The organism is Methylobacterium sp. Leaf93 (genome assembly GCF_001422345.1).
Classification (GTDB): domain Bacteria; phylum Pseudomonadota; class Alphaproteobacteria; order Rhizobiales; family Beijerinckiaceae; genus Methylobacterium; species Methylobacterium bullatum.
In genome coordinates, this window is sequence record NZ_LMMS01000026.1 from 112,043 (window position 1) to 127,378 (window position 15,336).

General features: G+C 65.9%; 17 protein-coding genes. 10 read left to right on the forward strand and 7 right to left on the reverse strand.

From position 1 onward, the window contains the following. Positions 1–81 precede the first annotated feature (81 nt). The 8 genes from ASF26_RS14235 to ASF26_RS14270 all read left to right on the forward strand — a co-directional run bounded on the left by ASF26_RS14235 (position 82) and on the right by ASF26_RS14270 (position 5,566). A complete protein-coding gene (locus ASF26_RS14235; protein WP_026176049.1) occupies positions 82–735 on the forward strand; it encodes a DsbA family protein in 654 nt (217 codons plus the stop codon). Positions 736–938: 203 nt separating this feature from the next. Beyond that, the gene (locus ASF26_RS14240; RefSeq protein WP_056255212.1) at positions 939–1,334 is read left to right on the forward strand and encodes an AtpZ/AtpI family protein; all 396 of its coding nucleotides are present in this window, start codon (positions 939–941) and stop codon (positions 1,332–1,334) included. An 82-nt stretch (positions 1,335–1,416) separates the two neighbouring features. Further along, positions 1,417–2,172, forward strand: a complete 756-nt coding sequence (locus ASF26_RS14245) for a F0F1 ATP synthase subunit A (RefSeq protein WP_018044492.1) — start codon at positions 1,417–1,419, stop codon at positions 2,170–2,172. 90 nt (positions 2,173–2,262) lie between these two features. Next, positions 2,263–2,490: a F0F1 ATP synthase subunit C gene (locus tag ASF26_RS14250; protein ID WP_018044493.1), complete on the forward strand. Its 228-nt coding sequence runs from the start codon at positions 2,263–2,265 to the stop codon at positions 2,488–2,490. A 106-nt stretch (positions 2,491–2,596) separates the two neighbouring features. Further along, positions 2,597–3,160: an ATP synthase subunit B gene (locus tag ASF26_RS14255; protein ID WP_056255215.1), complete on the forward strand. Its 564-nt coding sequence runs from the start codon at positions 2,597–2,599 to the stop codon at positions 3,158–3,160. A gap of 72 nt (positions 3,161–3,232) precedes the next feature. Continuing rightward, positions 3,233–3,718 (forward strand): ATP F0F1 synthase subunit B, encoded by a 486-nt coding sequence (locus ASF26_RS14260; RefSeq protein ID WP_198290853.1) that lies wholly within the window; start codon positions 3,233–3,235, stop codon positions 3,716–3,718. 148 nt (positions 3,719–3,866) lie between these two features. Then, complete coding sequence (locus ASF26_RS14265; protein ID WP_056255220.1) at positions 3,867–4,793, forward strand: ABC transporter ATP-binding protein; 927 nt, start codon at positions 3,867–3,869, stop codon at positions 4,791–4,793. Continuing rightward, positions 4,790–5,566, forward strand: a complete 777-nt coding sequence (locus ASF26_RS14270) for an ABC transporter permease (RefSeq protein ID WP_200925938.1) — start codon at positions 4,790–4,792, stop codon at positions 5,564–5,566. The genes ASF26_RS14265 and ASF26_RS14270 overlap by 4 nt, the downstream gene beginning before the upstream one ends. A gap of 6 nt (positions 5,567–5,572) precedes the next feature. Here ASF26_RS14270 and ASF26_RS14275 read toward each other — a convergent pair whose 3' ends face one another. Beyond that, complete coding sequence (locus tag ASF26_RS14275) at positions 5,573–6,337, reverse strand: alpha/beta hydrolase (RefSeq protein ID WP_056255223.1); 765 nt, start codon at positions 6,335–6,337, stop codon at positions 5,573–5,575. Between the two features lie 264 nt (positions 6,338–6,601). Between ASF26_RS14275 and ASF26_RS14280 the strand changes: the two genes are divergently transcribed. Continuing rightward, the gene (locus tag ASF26_RS14280) at positions 6,602–7,048 is read left to right on the forward strand and encodes an SRPBCC domain-containing protein (protein WP_056255226.1); all 447 of its coding nucleotides are present in this window, start codon (positions 6,602–6,604) and stop codon (positions 7,046–7,048) included. 235 nt (positions 7,049–7,283) lie between these two features. Here ASF26_RS14280 and ASF26_RS14285 read toward each other — a convergent pair whose 3' ends face one another. Next, a complete protein-coding gene (locus tag ASF26_RS14285) occupies positions 7,284–8,630 on the reverse strand; it encodes an MFS transporter (protein WP_056255231.1) in 1,347 nt (448 codons plus the stop codon). Between the two features lie 419 nt (positions 8,631–9,049). On the opposite strand from ASF26_RS14285, the gene ASF26_RS14290 reads away from it, so the two are divergent. Beyond that, on the forward strand, positions 9,050–9,898 hold the full coding sequence (locus tag ASF26_RS14290) for an FkbM family methyltransferase (RefSeq protein WP_056255235.1): 849 nt from the start codon (positions 9,050–9,052) through the stop codon (positions 9,896–9,898). A gap of 253 nt (positions 9,899–10,151) precedes the next feature. Here the strand turns inward: ASF26_RS14290 and ASF26_RS14295 are convergent, their stop codons facing one another. The 5 genes from ASF26_RS14295 to ASF26_RS14310 all read right to left on the reverse strand — a co-directional run bounded on the left by ASF26_RS14295 (position 10,152) and on the right by ASF26_RS14310 (position 15,301). Then, a complete protein-coding gene (locus ASF26_RS14295) occupies positions 10,152–11,684 on the reverse strand; it encodes an acyl-CoA carboxylase subunit beta (protein WP_018044502.1) in 1,533 nt (510 codons plus the stop codon). 117 nt (positions 11,685–11,801) lie between these two features. After that, positions 11,802–12,596: an ATP12 family protein gene (locus ASF26_RS14300; protein ID WP_056255238.1), complete on the reverse strand. Its 795-nt coding sequence runs from the start codon at positions 12,594–12,596 to the stop codon at positions 11,802–11,804. A 75-nt stretch (positions 12,597–12,671) separates the two neighbouring features. After that, positions 12,672–13,385 carry an HAD-IA family hydrolase gene (locus tag ASF26_RS14305; protein WP_056255242.1) on the reverse strand — a complete coding sequence of 238 codons (714 nt, stop codon included), beginning with the start codon at positions 13,383–13,385 and terminating at the stop codon, positions 12,672–12,674. A gap of 7 nt (positions 13,386–13,392) precedes the next feature. After that, positions 13,393–13,776 (reverse strand): hypothetical protein, encoded by a 384-nt coding sequence (locus tag ASF26_RS22135; protein ID WP_082477643.1) that lies wholly within the window; start codon positions 13,774–13,776, stop codon positions 13,393–13,395. Positions 13,777–13,882: 106 nt separating this feature from the next. Then, positions 13,883–15,301: an RluA family pseudouridine synthase gene (locus tag ASF26_RS14310; protein WP_056255246.1), complete on the reverse strand. Its 1,419-nt coding sequence runs from the start codon at positions 15,299–15,301 to the stop codon at positions 13,883–13,885. Positions 15,302–15,336: the final 35 nt, after the last annotated feature.

The following is a 15,336-nucleotide window of genomic DNA, read 5'->3' on the forward strand; positions in this document are numbered from 1 at the left end:
CTGTCGCGTCTTGTCAGATTGTCCGCGGGTCTCTACCGCAAGCCGCATGGATCGGATCTGCGAGCGGAGCCCGTCGACATCATGATCACCCGTCGCGACACCTTGAAACTCACCGGCATGGCGATCGGCGCGGCCGCGCTCCTGCCCCGGCTGACCCTCGACGCCTTCGCCCAGGATGCGAACCTCGCTTCCTTGATGGAGCCGGGCCCCCTCGGCGACGTCTGGCTGGGGCCGAAGGACGCCAAGGTGACGATCATCGAATATGCTTCGATGACCTGCTCCCACTGCGCCGCGTTCCACAAGAACACGTGGCCGGCGTTGAAGGAGCGCTACATCGACACCGGCAAGGTGCGCTTTACCTTGCGGGAATTCCCCCTCGATCCGCTGGCGACCGCAGCCTTCATGCTGGCCCGCTGCGATGGCGACGCGAAATACTATCCCATCACCGATCTGCTGTTCGACCAGCAGCAGGGCTGGGCCTACGTGCAGAAGCCGCAATCGCCGGTGGATGCCCTGGAGCAGATGTTGCGGCAGGCCGGATTCTCAAAGGAGAAATTCGAGACCTGTCTCAAGGATCAGAAGCTCTACGCCGCCGTGAACGCGGTGAAGCAGAAGGGGCTCGACACCTTCAAGGTCGACTCGACGCCCACCTTCTTCATTAACGGTGAGCGCTTCAAGGGCGAGATGACGATCGACGGCATGGAAAAGGTCATCAAGCCGATTCTGGGCGCATGAGGCGCAAGCTTGGCCGCCGATTGCCCTTCATGCACAGGGCGCATCGTCCAAGATCGCCGCAAGGGCCGGTTTATCGTTATTTTACAGTGACTTAAAGCCTGTTCGGCGCGCCTTGACACTCAAGATGGGCGAAACTATGGTGCGCCGCGCTTGACGGGGTTTCAGGCCGGTTCCCTCCACTCTCGCCAATGTGAGTTTTCGCCGTGAGCGGTAACGACGCAGGGGATGGGAATGGAGATGGACGGCAGAAACCGGACGAGGATCTCTCGGCGAGACTGAAGCATCTCGAGAAACGGATCGAGGAGAAGCGGCCCGCCGCTCCTTCCCGCCCCTCGTCGGGTGCTGGTGCCTCCAACGGGGCGTCATCCTTGGGTCTGGCGATGCGACTCTCCACGGAGTTCATCGCCGGTGTCCTCGCCGGAGGCATTCTCGGCTGGTTGTGCGATCAGTTTCTGGGGACGAAGCCCTGGGGTCTGATCGTTCTGCTCATGCTGGGCTTCGCAACCGGCGTCTATAACGTCATGCGTGTCTCGGGCTCGCTCTCGAGGCCGGCCGCGAAAGTCGCGGTCGACAAGAACCGGGATCGGGAACGGTCCTGACAGGCGAATTTTGCCGCTTTCGAGCGGTCCTGAGGCAAAGCGGGCATCTCGCCCGCTCGTGGACAGAAGGACGGTAGCGGCAATGGCCGTAAAGATGGATCCGATCCACCAGTTCGAGCTCAAGCCGCTCGTATCCTTCGGTCATATCGGCAATCAGGAAATCGCGTTCACCCAGTCGGCGCTGTACATGTTTGCCGCTGTCGGGATCATCGCGCTGATCACGATCGTGGCGACGGCGCAGCGCTCGGTGGTGCCGGGCCGCATGCAGTCAGTGGCCGAGGTGTTCTACGAGTTCATCGGATCGACCCTCCGTCAGTCGGCCGGGCACGGGTCCGAGCGGTTTATGCCGCTGATCTTCTCCCTGTTCATGTTCGTCCTCGTCCTGAACATGTTCGGCATGATCCCCTATGCGTTCGCCGTGACAAGCCACATCATCGTGACTTTCGCGTTGGCGCTCCTCGTGATCACCACCGTCATCGTCTACGGCTTCATGGCCCACGGCACGAAGTTCCTGAAAGTGTTCGTGCCCTCGGGTGTGCCGGGCTGGCTGATGCCGATGATCGTCGCCATCGAGATCGTCTCCTTCGTCTCGCGGCCGATCAGCCTCGCGGTGCGTCTCTTCGCCAACGTGCTCGCCGGCCACATCGCCCTCAAGATCTTCGCGGGCTTCGTGCCGGCGCTCCTCGCCGCGGGCGCTTGGGGTGCGATCTCGCCGCTGCCGCTGGCTCTCAGCGTCGCGGTGACGGCCCTCGAGTTCCTCGTCGCCGGTCTGCAGGCCTACGTCTTCGCGACGCTCGCCTCGATCTACCTCAGCGACGCCCTCCACCCCGGCCACTAGGCCCCGGCGGTATCCCCTTCCGTCCCCGGTCCGCGGTTGCGGCCGGATTTCTCTCCACGCAACGAACGAACCGACACCAGGAGCAATTTGATGGATCCCTTAGCCGCTAAGTACATCGGTGCCGGCCTCGCCTGCCTCGGAATGGCGGGCGCCGCCATCGGCCTCGGCAATCTCTTCGGCCAGTTCTACGCCGGTGCCCTTCGCAACCCGTCGGCCGCTGACGGCCAGCGCGGCAACCTGCTCCTCGGCTTCGCGCTGACGGAAGCGCTCGGCATCTTCTCGCTGCTCGTCGCGCTGCTCCTCCTGTTCGCCGTCTAAGACAGGCGACGTTCGTCGTCCCGACAGCAGACCCGGACCGGGCGCCCCATTCACCTGGACGCGCGCCCGGTCCTCATTCACGAACTTACTGTGAGCGAAAGACGTCATGGCTCAGCCGGCCCATCCGACCGCAACCCATGAAGGCATCATGGCATCGCCCGCGTCCGAACATGGCGGCGGTTTTCCGCCCTTCGAGAGCCATACCTTTCTCTCGCAGCTGATCTGGCTCGCGCTGGCCTTCGGCCTGCTCTACTACCTGATGGACAAGGTGGCCCTGCCCCGCATTCAGGCGATCCTGCATGACCGCGCCACGCGCCTCTCGTCCGATCTCGACGAGGCCCAGCGCATGAAGTCCGAGGCCGAGGCAGCCGGCGCCGCCTATGAGAAGTCCCTGGCCGACGCCCAGGCCAAGGCCCGCACCATTGCCGCCGAGACCCGCGCTGCCCTGAGCTCCGAGGCTGAAGCCCGTCGCAAGACCCTCGAGGCCGAGCTCAACGACAGGATCGCCGCCTCCGAAGCCACGATCCGCACCCGTACCGCCGAAGCCATGGGCAGCGTTCGTTCCATCGCCGGCGAAACGGCCACCGCCATCGTCGAGCGTCTCACCGGGACGGCTCCCGACCAGGCCAGCCTCGATACCGCACTGAACCGCGTCGCCATCCCGCACTGAGTGCGCCTGTAGCAGACGTGACCGGTCCGGCCCCGCCCGGCCGGAGGCCAACGAAATAGGACGACGAGAATGTTGTTGGATGCCGAGTTCTGGGTCGCCGTCGCCTTCGTCCTGTTCATGGGCGTCGTGTGGAAGGTCGGCGGCTTCGCTCAGATTACCAAGGCCCTCGACACCCGCGGCCGCCGCGTTCGCTCCGAACTCGACGAAGCCCGCCGCCTGCGCGAGGAGGCCGCCACGGTGCTGGCCGACTACAAGAAGCGCCGCAGCCAAGCCGAGTCCGAAGCCGAAGCGATTGTCGCCGGAGCCCGCGAGGAGGCCCAGCGCATCGCCGACGAGGGCCACGCCCGTCTGAACGAGTTCATCGCCCGTCGCACCAAGTCGGCCGAGACCAAGATTGCCCAGGCCGAGGTCCAGGCCACCGCACAGGTCCGCGCGGCCGCTGCCGACGCGGCCGTGAAGGTGTCCGAGGTGGTGCTCCGCGAGCGCATGCAGGGCGACGCCGCCCTATCGCTGGTCCGCTCCAGTCTCGATGAGGTCAAGGGCCGTCTCCGGGCCTGACGTTTTCAGAACGATCGTTTCATGAAAGCCGCCCACGGGGCGGCTTTTTTGTTGCCCGACGTGCCGCATCACACTCGCGGGTCGCACCCCCTGTCGTGGTATGGCGGCCCACACGTCCTTCCCCACAAAAATAATCCATGGAGATCAGATGCCGCCGATCATCTCCATATCCGGCCTGTCGAAGGTCTACGCCTCTGGCCTCCATGCCCTCAAGAATATCCACCTCGACATCGAAAAGGGTGAGATCTTCGCCCTGCTCGGTCCTAACGGCGCCGGTAAGACGACGCTGATCAGCGTCGTCTGCGGCCTCGTTCGTGCAAGCTCCGGTACCGTCACGGTGGATGGCCACGACATCGGAGCGGATTACCGCGAGGCGCGCAGGGCCATCGGCCTCGTGCCGCAGGAGCTCACCACCGACGCCTTCGAGACGGTGTGGGACACGACGAGCTTCAGTCGGGGCCTGTTCGGCATGAAACCCGACCCCGCCCATATCGAACGGGTGCTGCGCGACCTGTCCCTGTGGGACAAGAAGAACAGCCGGATCATGACCCTGTCCGGGGGCATGAAGCGGCGCGTGCTCATCGCCAAGGCGCTCAGTCACGAACCCCGCATCCTGTTCCTCGACGAGCCGACGGCCGGTGTCGACGTGGAACTGCGGCAGGACATGTGGCGGCTGGTACGCAAGCTCCGCGACCAAGGCGTCACGATCATCCTCACCACGCATTACATCGACGAGGCCGAGGAAATGGCCGACCGTGTCGGCGTGATCCGGAAGGGCGAGATCATCCTGGTGGAGGAGAAGGCTGAACTGATGCGCAAGCTCGGCAAGAAGCAACTGACGCTGCAATTGCAGAGCCCCCTCCGCGCCCTGCCGGACGAGTTGGCCCCGCACGGTCTGGCCCTGTCGGCGGATGGGCAGGAGCTCGTCTACACCTACGACACCAAGAGCGAGCGCACCGGGATCACCACGCTCCTCACCGACCTCGCCGCCGCCGGCATCCCCTTCCGCGATCTCTCCACCAGCCAGAGTTCGCTCGAGGACATCTTCGTGGATCTCGTGAGAGAGCAGGCATGAATCCGTTGTCGATGAACTGGCCGGCCGTCGGTGCGATCTACCGCTTCGAGATGGCCCGGTTCTGGCGCACGGGGCTGCAGAGCATCGTCGCGCCGGTCATCGCCACATCGCTCTACTTCGTGGTCTTCGGCGCGGCGATCGGGTCGCGTATGGCCTCGGTGGATGGCGTCGCTTACGGCGCCTTTATCGTGCCGGGGCTGATCATGCTCTCGCTCCTGACGCAAAGTATCGCCAACGCCTCGTTCGGCATCTACTTCCCGCGCTTTGCCGGCACGATCTACGAGATCCTATCGGCGCCGGTCTCTCCCTTCGAGATCGTGCTCGGCTATGTCGGCGCGGCCGCCTCGAAGTCCATCCTGATCGGGCTGATCATCCTCGCCACCGCCGCCCTGTTCGTCCCCTTGCGGATCGAGCATCCGCTCTGGATGGTGGCGTTCCTGCTCCTCACGGCGGTGACTTTCAGCCTGTTCGGCTTCCTCATCGGCCTCTGGGCCGACGGATTCGAGAAGCTCCAACTCGTGCCGCTCCTGGTCGTGACGCCCCTCACCTTCCTCGGCGGCAGCTTCTATTCCATCGAGATGTTGCCACCGTTCTGGCGGGCGGTGAGCCTCGTGAACCCGGTCGTCTACCTCATCAGCGGTTTCCGCTGGAGCTTCTTCGGCACCTCCGACGTGCGGGTCGAGATCAGCCTCGCGATGACCCTGGTCTTCCTCGCCCTCTGCCTCGGCAGCGTGACCTGGATCTTCCGCACCGGCTATCGGCTGAAGAGCTGATCCTCCTCAGGGTCGCCCGTCGAGGAAGGCCAGGACGCCCTGTCGGTGCTGCTTGTCGCCCACCGCCGTGCTGTGATCGCGGTTGGGAAGTTCCAGGCTCCTGGCATTGGGCATGAGGCCAGCCAGCGCCGGTGCCGAGCCGGCAACCGTGTCGAGCGTGCCCACCGTGACAAGGGTCGGCGCCTCGATCTGCGAGACCTCTTCCCGCGACAATGTCTGGCGCGAGCCGCGCATGCAGGCGGCCAGCGCTTTGAGATCGCTCTTCGTCTGCTCGGCGAAGGTGCGGAAAGCGGCGGCGGTGAGGTTGGGCGCCTTCTCGCCGGGGGGCGCTTCCAGGGCCTCGGCGATCCCGTTCGGCAGTCCTTTGCCCTCGACCAGATGCAATCCGAGACCGCCGAGAAGCACCGAACGTACCCGCGCCGGCTCATCGAGGGCGAGGTAGGCCGCTATCCGCGCGCCCATGGAATACCCCATGATGTCGGCGCGGGCGATGCCGAGATGGTCCAGCAGCCGCCGCGCGTCCTGCGCCATGATGTCGGAGCCGTAAGCCTCCGGATCGTAGAGCTTCTCGCTCTCGCCATGCCCGCGATTGTCGAGGGCGACGACCCGGCGCCCCGCCTCGGACAGGGTCTTCACCCAAAGCGTGTTGACCCAGTTCACGGAATGGTTCGAGGCGAAGCCGTGGATCAGCACGATCGGATCGCCGCTGCCGCCCTTCGCCGGTACGTCGATATAGGCGATGGTGGTCCCGTCGGAATCGAAGGTCTGCATCGGGCTTGTCTATACCTTTCATAGACGGCGCCATCGGTCGATGGACGGCCTCCATGGGCCGCCAAATTCGCCCCTGAACGGAACGGAGGCAAGGTGCGAATATCCGAAGGGGTGACAGGAAAGCTTTTTCCTCGTTTCGCGCGGGTTTGGCCGGCTCAACTCCCCTTGCTGCTCGGCGTCTCCGGCGCGATGAACGGGGGATCGTCACAGCCGCACCGCTCCGGTCGGGTCGTCCCGGTCGATTTGCGAGGATACGGACGGCCCATGATTCAGATCGTACCCGTTGTCGTCCTCAAACACGTCGTGCGCGCCCCGCATCCGGATGTTTTCCGTGCCTGGACCGATCCTCTGCTCATCATGCGCTGGCTCGCGCCCGGCGCCTCCGTCATGGAACGCGCGGAGACTGACCTGCGGGTCGGCGGCGCGTTTCTGTTCCGGCGGCGCGATCCGGACGGAGCGTCCCATTCCGTGACCGGGCAATACGAGGAAATCAGGCGGGGGCATTCCCTGCATCAGACCTGGACCTATGAGGGGCCGAACCCGCTCCTGCGCATCGGCGAAACCATCATCCATGTCGATCTGCTCTCCGTCGGCGACCGGGCTACGGAGATCACGCTCACCCATCGCCGCATTGTCAGTGCGGATGTCCGAAATGCCTATCGTGAGGATTGGCGCAGCTGCTTTTCGAAGCTCCAAGCCGCTTTGGCGTGACGGATTTCGAATGGATCGACAGCCAGTTACTTCCGCGCACCCACCTTCGAAGGGGGTGAAGCGCAGCAGAACCCTATTTCGGATCTATACCGACAGCCGCGCTGCGGCCCTTGCTGGTATCTGGATCACCTTCCGTTGACGCCCAGGTCTCCGGGAAGGGATCCGTTTCCTCTCCGGCCGAATCCAACGACCAAGGGACCGCAGCCTGCGCCGCGGCCCCCGGGGTGATCGTCGTTCAGGCGAAGGCCGGCTGACCGCTGGTAACGGCGCGCTGGGCGACCGCCTCGTCGTAGAGCTTCTGCTCAGTCTCCTTGTGCGTGAGCGAGAAGCGCACCGAGATTGCGCAGAGCGACGAGATCAGCACGGCGATGCCGAGGATGAACAGAGCACCGGGAAGGTTACCGACCCCCTTGAGCAGGAAGCCCGCCGCCACGGCGCCGACATTGCCGCCAGCGCCGATGATACCGGCAACGCCGCCGAGCGCTTTGCGGTCGATGAACGGAACGAGGGCGTAGGTGGCGCCGCAGGCCATGTGGGTGAACAGGCCGAAGGCGAGCATGGCGACGACGGCCAGTACCACCGAGCCGGCATAGGCGAAGGCGAGGAGGCCGATTCCTTCACCGACCATCAGGGCGAACAAGAGCAGAGTGCGGCCGTCGAGGCCCTTCGAGCGCGCGACCCGGTCCGAAGCGATGCCGCCGAGCGCGCGGGCGAACAGGGCCAACAAGCCGAAACTACCCGCGGCCATGCCGGCCTGGGTCAGATCGAGGCTGAAGCGCTCGACATAGTAGGTCGCCGCCACCGCATGGATGAAGATCTCGACGCCGAAGCAGGCACCGTAGGTGATGGCAAGCATCCACACCCGGTAATTCGTCATCGCCTGCTTGAAGACCGCCCAGCCACCCTTCTTGCCGGAATCCACCGCGACGCCGCGGGCGCGCAACTCCATGATGTTGCCCTCGGGCGTGTCCTGCGTGAACCGGTAGTAGAGAAAGGCAACGACGAGCATCATCACGCCCGGCACGATCATCGACAGACGCCAGCCCATGGTCTTCTCGACGCCGATGCTGAGGAGGGCCGCGAGGATCAGGGGCATGACGCTTTGGGTCACGCCGCCGCCGGCATTGCCCCAGCCGCCCACGGTGGCATTGGCGGTGCCCACCACGTTGGGCGCGAACATCACCGAGGTGTGAAACTGGGTGATGACGAAGCTCGCCCCGATGGCACCGATGGCGAGGCGGAAGAACAGGAAGCTCTCATAGGAGTTGGCGAAGGCGATGCCGATCACCGGGACCGCTCCGAGGATCAGAAGGCCGGTATAGGTCAGGCGGGGGCCGAACCGATCGCACATCGGCCCGATCAGCAGGCGTACCAGGATCGTGATGCCGACCGCGGCGATGTTGATGTTGTAGACCTGATCGTTGGTGAGCTGGAACTCGCCCTTGATCACCGGCATCAGCGGCGCGACCGCGAACCAGGCGAAGAAGCAGACGAAAAAGGCGAGCCAGGTGATGTGGAACGCGCGCATCTGCGGCGTGGCCAGACTGAACAGATCGATTCGGGTGGCTTTTTGGGACTGCATGCGGAGAGGCTCCAGGCGATCTGATGTCTCCCGGCACTCGGTGCGAGTGGCCCCCATGGCGGGGTGGGGAGAGATTGGTCGCTCACGCCACAGTGAGCACGAGCCGCCCGACTTCGATGGCGTCTCTCGCGGGCGCCGTTGCCCACGTCAGGGCGTCTGCACGGCGCGTGCCAAGTCGAACGATTCCGCGATGCCGCTCCGCCAACTCGTGTTTTCCCAGAGGAGGCACTATTCCACGCCCCGATTCAGGAGGTTTCCAGCCTCGCGGCCGATGCCTCTCTGATGATCGCTTGCGCAGACGATAATCTCGGGGCTGCGTTGTTTGTGGGCATGGCACCGATTTGTGCAGGTCCAGCAGACCGTGTCGAGCGACATGCGATGCTTGCCGTGCGCCTGTCGGGCTGGCATCACCCACCACGATGACTGACACGCAATCTTCCACCATCCAGCCTTTCGGCACCTACGCGCCCAGGGGGCTGGTGGCGCGTATCACCGACCGTACGGTGACGCTCTCCGGCAAGAGTTGGGCGGGGCGGCGCATCGGCTTCTTTCTGCGCCGGCTGGCCATCACGATGCTGCATGGACGGCCCCTCGACGTGGAGCGGTTCGGCGCGCGCATGCGGCTGCACCCCTACAATAACAATTGCGAGAAGAAGGTGCTGTTTACCCCGCAATTCTTCGACCCCGAAGAGCGGGCGCTGCTGGCCTCACGCCTGAAGCCGGGCTGCACTTTCCTCGATATCGGCGCGAATATCGGCGCCTACGCCCTGTTTGTTGCTGCTTTCGCCGGTCCGGGTGCTCGAATCCTCGCGGTCGAGCCGCAGCCGGACGTGTTCGACCGGTTGACCTACAACATCGCCCAGAACCCGTTCGGCACAGTGAAGGCGGTGGCCTGCGCGGTGGCCGACAAGGCCGGCGAACTGACGCTGTTCGTGGACCCGCGCAACCGTGGCGAATCGAGCCTGAAGATCGTCGGCACCAACGAGGGCGCGCAGATCCGCGTGCCGGCGGTCACCCTGCTTGGGCTCGCCCAGGGCGAGGGCATTACCCGCATCGACGCGATCAAGCTCGATGTGGAGGGCGCCGAGGATCTGATCTTGGAGCCGTTCTTCCGCGAGGCGCCGGTCTCCCTGCACCCTCGTCTGCTCGTCATCGAGGATGGCACGGCGCAATGGCAGATCGACCTCGTCGGTCTGCTCGAGGGCCGAGGTTATCGGCAGATCGCCCGCACTCGGCTGAACCTGATCTTCGAGCGGACGGTCGGCTGAGCACGCTCATCCATCCCATCGAACCACCTCATCCGGAGGTGCCCCGCGTATATGGGCCTCGAGGAGCTCTTTCGTTCGCTCAGGTCCGGCTGGAGCCTTTCTCATCGTCAGGTGCAACGGCACCTGACGATGAGGTGGAGATTGGGATGGCCGAAGACGTCATCCCCGCTCCCGCACCCTACGTCCCGGCCCACCGTCCGCTTCACGGTGGGCCCCTGGGGGCAGGCTTCCCCGGTGGGAAGCCTGTCACCGCTTAGAGCGGGATGTTGTCGTGCTTCTTCCAGGGCTGCTCCATCTCCTTGGTGCGGAGCATGCCGAGCGCCCGGGCGATGCGTTTACGCGTCGAGTGGGGCATGATCACCTCGTCGATATAGCCGCGCTCGGCCGCGACGAAGGGCGAGAGGAAGCGGTCCTCGTATTCGCTGGTCCGTGCTGCGATCTTGTCGGTATCGCCGATTTCGCTTCGGAAAATGATCTCGACCGCGCCCTTGGCGCCCATCACCGCGATCTGCGCGGTCGGCCAAGCGTAGTTGATGTCGGCACCCACATGCTTGGAGGCCATCACGTCGTAGGCGCCGCCGAAGGCCTTGCGGGTGATGATCGTCACCAGCGGTACGGTGGCTTGGCTGTAAGCGAAGAGCAGCTTGGCGCCGTGCTTGATGAGGCCGCCATATTCCTGGGCGGTGCCCGGCAGGAAGCCCGGCACGTCGACGAACGTCACGATCGGAATCGAAAACGCGTCGCAGAAGCGCACGAAGCGGGCCGCCTTGCGGGAGGCGTCCGAATCGAGCACCCCGGCCAGCACCATCGGCTGGTTGGCGACGAAACCGACGGTACGGCCCTCGATGCGGCCGAAGCCCGTCATGATGTTGCGGGCATAGGTCGCCTGGATCTCGAAGAAATCGCCCTCGTCGGCCACGCGCCGGATCAACTCGCCCATGTCGTAGGGCTTGTTCGGGTTGTCCGGGATCAGGGTGTCGAGGGACTTGTCGAGGCGCAGCGGGTCGTCGAAGCTCTCGATCTCCGGCACGCCGTCGATGTTGTTGGCGGGCAGGAAGTCGACGAGGCGGCGGACCTGGAGAAGCGCCTCCACGTCGTTCTCGAACGATCCGTCGGCGATGGAGGACTTGGTGGTGTGGACCTTGGCGCCGCCGAGTTCCTCGGCCGTCACCACTTCGTTGGTCACGGTCTTCACCACATCGGGGCCGGTGACGAACATGTAGCTCGTGTCGCGGACCATGAAGATGAAGTCGGTCATGGCCGGCGAGTAGACGTCGCCGCCCGCGCAGGGGCCCATGATGACGGAGATCTGCGGAATGACGCCGGAGGCGGCGACGTTGCGGCGGAACACCTCGCCGTAGCCGCCCAAAGCCGCGACGCCTTCCTGGATGCGGGCGCCACCGGCATCGAAGATGCCGATGATCGGGGCGCGCATCTTCAGCGCCATGTCCTGGACCTTGACGATCTTCGCGGCATGCGTTTCGGAGAGCGAGCCGCCGAAGACGGTGAAGTCCTTCGAGAACAGGAAGACGGTGCGCCCGTTGATGGTGCCCCAGCCGGTCACCACGCCGTCACCGGGGATCTTCTGCTTCTCCATCCCGAAATCTGTGGAGCGGTGCTGCACGAACATATCGAATTCCTCAAACGACCCATGGTCGAGGAGGAGCTCGATGCGCTCGCGCGCCGTCAGCTTGCCACGCTTGTGCTGGGCCACGACGCGGTTTTCGCCGCCGCCGAGGCGAGCCTGAGCGCGCCGCTCTTCGAGCTTCTCGAGAATGTCCTTCATGCGCGGTGAGCCTTGAGATGGGTGCGAGGAATTGGCGCCATACCGCATGTCTGGGCACGGCTTGGCGGTTCAGAGTCAAAAGCGCCTTAGCACGGAGGGCAGGCAGCGAAAATGGATTTAACGGGCAAGCTTTGCCAACTCCGCTGCAGACTCGAATTCGGCCCTGCGCAGGGCGTGGCGCGCTTCCGCCTCGGCGTCGCTGCCCCAGACACTGGCCTGATAGGCCTCGTCCACATGTGCCGCCGCCCAGGATTCCTGCGGGGTCAGGCGTCCGTGCAGGGTAGCCAGCGCGATGAGGAGGGAGCCCGTGAGCGTGGTCATCGTGTGGAGAGCCGCCAGCCGGAACGGCCCGTCGACTGCTTCGATCGCGCCGCGCAAGGCGGTCACCGACGTCTCGGGTTGGGTGACGTGCATCACCCCCTCGCTGAGGATGAGACGCGCATGAAAGGTCTCGTGTGCCCATTCGATCACCGGATCCCAGGCGCGGGCCTGATCGGCCACGAGGCGTTCCGGGTCGGCGGCGCGGTAGGCGACGAGATCCGTTCCGGCATAGGCCGAGAGGTCGTCGATCACCGCCTCGCGGCGGGGGGCGACGCCGTCGATGGCGGTGTTGGCGAGGCGCGTCAGCGGCATGGTCGACGGGTCGATGAACTCGACCTGCGCTGCCCATTCGGCGGCCACGGCCTCGGCCAGCGCCCGCGTCGGCAGGCGCAGCGGGTTGCGCGCCGGCGTGTTGGCGGACCGTCCATCGAGGGTCAGGCGAAACCCGCCTTCGTCATCTGTGAGACCAGCCTCCGCGTAGAACCGCTTCGGCAGGGCGGCACGCGTCTGCGCGCGCACGGCCCGGTGTGGGTCGTGAACGGGAGGGGCATCGGAGGCGCCGAGCCAGCCGGCGGGATCGTCGTTGCTCATGGGGCGGGGTTCTAGCGCATCACGCATCGGCCCGCGAGCGCTGAGCCGGGTCGGATCTCTGTTCCGGCACCGCCTCTATTCGGGCGAGAGGTCACGGATGCTGGTGTCCGCGCCGGCCTCGCCAAAACTTCCGGAGAACATATCCGCCAGCGCGGAGGCGGTTTCGACCACGGTCACCGCCCCGGCTCCGAGCAAGGCCCCCGGCGGGTGGTAGCCCCACGCGACACCGATGGCGGCCGCTCCGGCACTCACCGCCATGTCCATATCGTAGGTGGTGTCTCCGATCATCACCGTGGTCTCCGGCAACGCGCCCACCTCGGCCATCGCCTGGTGCAGCATCGCCGGGTCGGGCTTCGACGGTGCGTCGTCCGCGGTCTGGATGGTCGCGAAAACGTCGCCCCAGCGATGACTTTCGATCAGACGGTCGACCCCGCGTCGGGATTTTCCCGTGGCGAGCCCGAGCCGAAGGTCGTCGCGGGCACGCAGGCGTTCGATCAAGTCGGCCATGCCCGGAAACAGCGGTTCCTCATAGGCGGCGTCCAGGCGAAGGGTGTTGAAGGCGCGCTTGTAGCTCTCGGACAGGCCCTCCACGGGCCCATCCTCGCCAACGAGGCGCCGGAAGGCCTGCGGCAGCGAGAGCCCGACGACGGAGAGGGCCACCGCGCGGGCGGGCGCTTCGATGCCGTGCTCGGCGAAGGCCATGCCTTGCGCGGCGACGATGAGGTGCTGGCTGTCGACGAGCGTCCCGTCGACGTCGAAGACGACGAGCTTCACGGGAGCGTCCCGCATGACAGAATCACGGCTGACGTCCCTGAGGCGATGGCTGGGCCGGAACCTGACCGGGCTTCTGACGCTCGTAGCCGAGCTTGCAGCGAATCAGGAAGCGACGTCGCACGCCGCCGCGCAGGCCGCGCGCATGAGACAACCGATTACAGCTGGCATAGGACCGTCGCCTGCGGTCGCCCGCCCGCACCTGCGATCCATGGCGGCCTACGGCGGGAGGCGGTGACGCCGGATTCTGCGCCGCCGGAACGGGAGCCGCTTTTGCCGCAGGACTCGGCGGATTCTGCTGTGGACCCGTCGCCTGCGCCACAGCCTCGGACGTCAGCGACGCTGATCCGAAGCACACGAACAGGCCGATCAGGGCGGTGCTGGCCATGGTCGCGAACGTCATCGGCATTTGTTCTCGCTGCAACGACGGGTGAGGTCGACCACAAGGATAAGGCATGGCGCCCGATTGCCAAGGCGCATCCGCGGATGCTCCCTACGGATGCGGCCAAAGCGGATTACGCCTCCGGCGCCTCGACGATGGGATCGTAGCGCGAGGCGTCGAAGCCCAGCAGGTTCCAACTCTGTGCCATATGCGGTGGCAGGGGCGCCGTCACATCCACCGGCTTCAGCGTGCGCGGATGCGGGATGACGATGCGGCGCGCCAGCAGGTGCAAGCGGTTCTGGATACCTCCTGGCAAGGCCCAGTTCTCGACGCTGAAGTATTTCGGATCCCCGACGATGGGATGGCCGATATGCGCGGCATGGGCGCGGAGCTGATGCGTGCGCCCGGTCACGGGCTTCAGCGAAAGCCAGGACAGCTTCTGCGCCGCGTTGTCGACCATGGCGTAATATGTCAGCGCGTGGGCGGCGCCGTCGTCGCCGTGCTGGGCAACCCGCATCCGGGCGTCGCCGTCGGGGGCTTCCTCCTTGGCGAGGTAGGTCGAGATCCGGCCCTGAGGCACGCGCGGGACACCGGCGGTGAGCGCCCAGTAGACCTTGCGGGCGGACCGCGAGCGGAAGCTCTTGGCGAGGGTCGCCGCCGCGAGGCGTGTCTTCGCGACGATGAGACAACCGGCGGTGTCCTTGTCGAGGCGGTGGACGAGGCGCGGCTTCTGCCCGTCCGGTCCGGTCAGGGCCTCAAGCAGCCCGTCCACGTGGCGCACGGTGCCGGAGCCGCCCTGGACCGCGAGGCCGAAGGGCTTGTTCAGCACCATCATGTCCGCATCCTCGTAGAGGATGAGGGAGCGCAGGAAGTCGGCATCGGTGGCGTCACGCGCGACACTGCGCGGCCGTTCCGCCACGGGATCGAGCTTGAGCGGCGGCACGCGCACGCTCATGCCCGGCAGGAGGCGGTCGTTCGGCTTGGCGCGCTTGCCGTCCACCCGCAATTCACCCTTACGGACAATGCTCTGGACGCGGGTGAAGGGCAGCTGGGGGAAGCGCGTGGTCAGGAAGCGGTCGATCCGCATCTCGGCCTCGTCCTCCTCAACGATCAGCGTCTGCACGCCGGAGGCGAGGGTCGCGGAGGCGGCCGCGCGCTGCTCGCGCCGGGTCGGTCCCTCGACCGCCGGTTCCGGGGGCTTGGCGCCGGTACGGCGCGGACGCGGCGCATCGAAGGCTTTCGCCGCGACCTCGTTGCGGGGCGCCCGCGTCCGAGGAGCGCGGGGAACCGAGACTTCGTTGTCGTCCGGCGTCTCCGGGGCATCGCCGGGGCGCCAGGGCGCACGCTTGTCGGCGTCGCCGCGCAACTGCGCCGCACGATGGGCGGCGTCGAGGGCGCTGGTGCGCGGGCCAGTGCCTTCGCGGTCTGGCCGGCGGAACGCGCCGGGCTTGCCGGGACGGTAGGGCTTGCCGCTGCTGCCGGGCGGCCGGCCCTTGCCGGCGCCGGAACCTTTGCGTCCGGCATTGCCGCGTGATGGTGGTCTGGTGGTCATCGGGTGCTCGTAACACCCTCGCCCCTCTCGGCAAA

Coding starts and splice junctions, on each gene's coding strand:
- ASF26_RS14235 (WP_026176049.1), top strand. CDS start 82: ATGATCACCCGTCGCGACACCTTGAAACTCACCGGCATGGCGATCGGC.
- ASF26_RS14245 (WP_018044492.1), top strand. CDS start 1,417: ATGGCCGTAAAGATGGATCCGATCCACCAGTTCGAGCTCAAGCCGCTC.
- ASF26_RS14250 (WP_018044493.1), top strand. CDS start 2,263: ATGGATCCCTTAGCCGCTAAGTACATCGGTGCCGGCCTCGCCTGCCTC.
- ASF26_RS14255 (WP_056255215.1), top strand. CDS start 2,597: ATGGCTCAGCCGGCCCATCCGACCGCAACCCATGAAGGCATCATGGCA.
- ASF26_RS14265 (WP_056255220.1), top strand. CDS start 3,867: ATGCCGCCGATCATCTCCATATCCGGCCTGTCGAAGGTCTACGCCTCT.
- ASF26_RS14270 (WP_200925938.1), top strand. CDS start 4,790: ATGAATCCGTTGTCGATGAACTGGCCGGCCGTCGGTGCGATCTACCGC.
- ASF26_RS14275 (WP_056255223.1), bottom strand. CDS start 6,337: ATGCAGACCTTCGATTCCGACGGGACCACCATCGCCTATATCGACGTA.
- ASF26_RS14280 (WP_056255226.1), top strand. CDS start 6,602: ATGATTCAGATCGTACCCGTTGTCGTCCTCAAACACGTCGTGCGCGCC.
- ASF26_RS14285 (WP_056255231.1), bottom strand. CDS start 8,630: ATGCAGTCCCAAAAAGCCACCCGAATCGATCTGTTCAGTCTGGCCACG.
- ASF26_RS14290 (WP_056255235.1), top strand. CDS start 9,050: ATGACTGACACGCAATCTTCCACCATCCAGCCTTTCGGCACCTACGCG.
- ASF26_RS14295 (WP_018044502.1), bottom strand. CDS start 11,684: ATGAAGGACATTCTCGAGAAGCTCGAAGAGCGGCGCGCTCAGGCTCGC.
- ASF26_RS14300 (WP_056255238.1), bottom strand. CDS start 12,596: ATGAGCAACGACGATCCCGCCGGCTGGCTCGGCGCCTCCGATGCCCCT.
- ASF26_RS14305 (WP_056255242.1), bottom strand. CDS start 13,385: ATGCGGGACGCTCCCGTGAAGCTCGTCGTCTTCGACGTCGACGGGACG.
- ASF26_RS22135 (WP_082477643.1), bottom strand. CDS start 13,776: ATGCCGATGACGTTCGCGACCATGGCCAGCACCGCCCTGATCGGCCTG.
- ASF26_RS14310 (WP_056255246.1), bottom strand. CDS start 15,301: ATGACCACCAGACCACCATCACGCGGCAATGCCGGACGCAAAGGTTCC.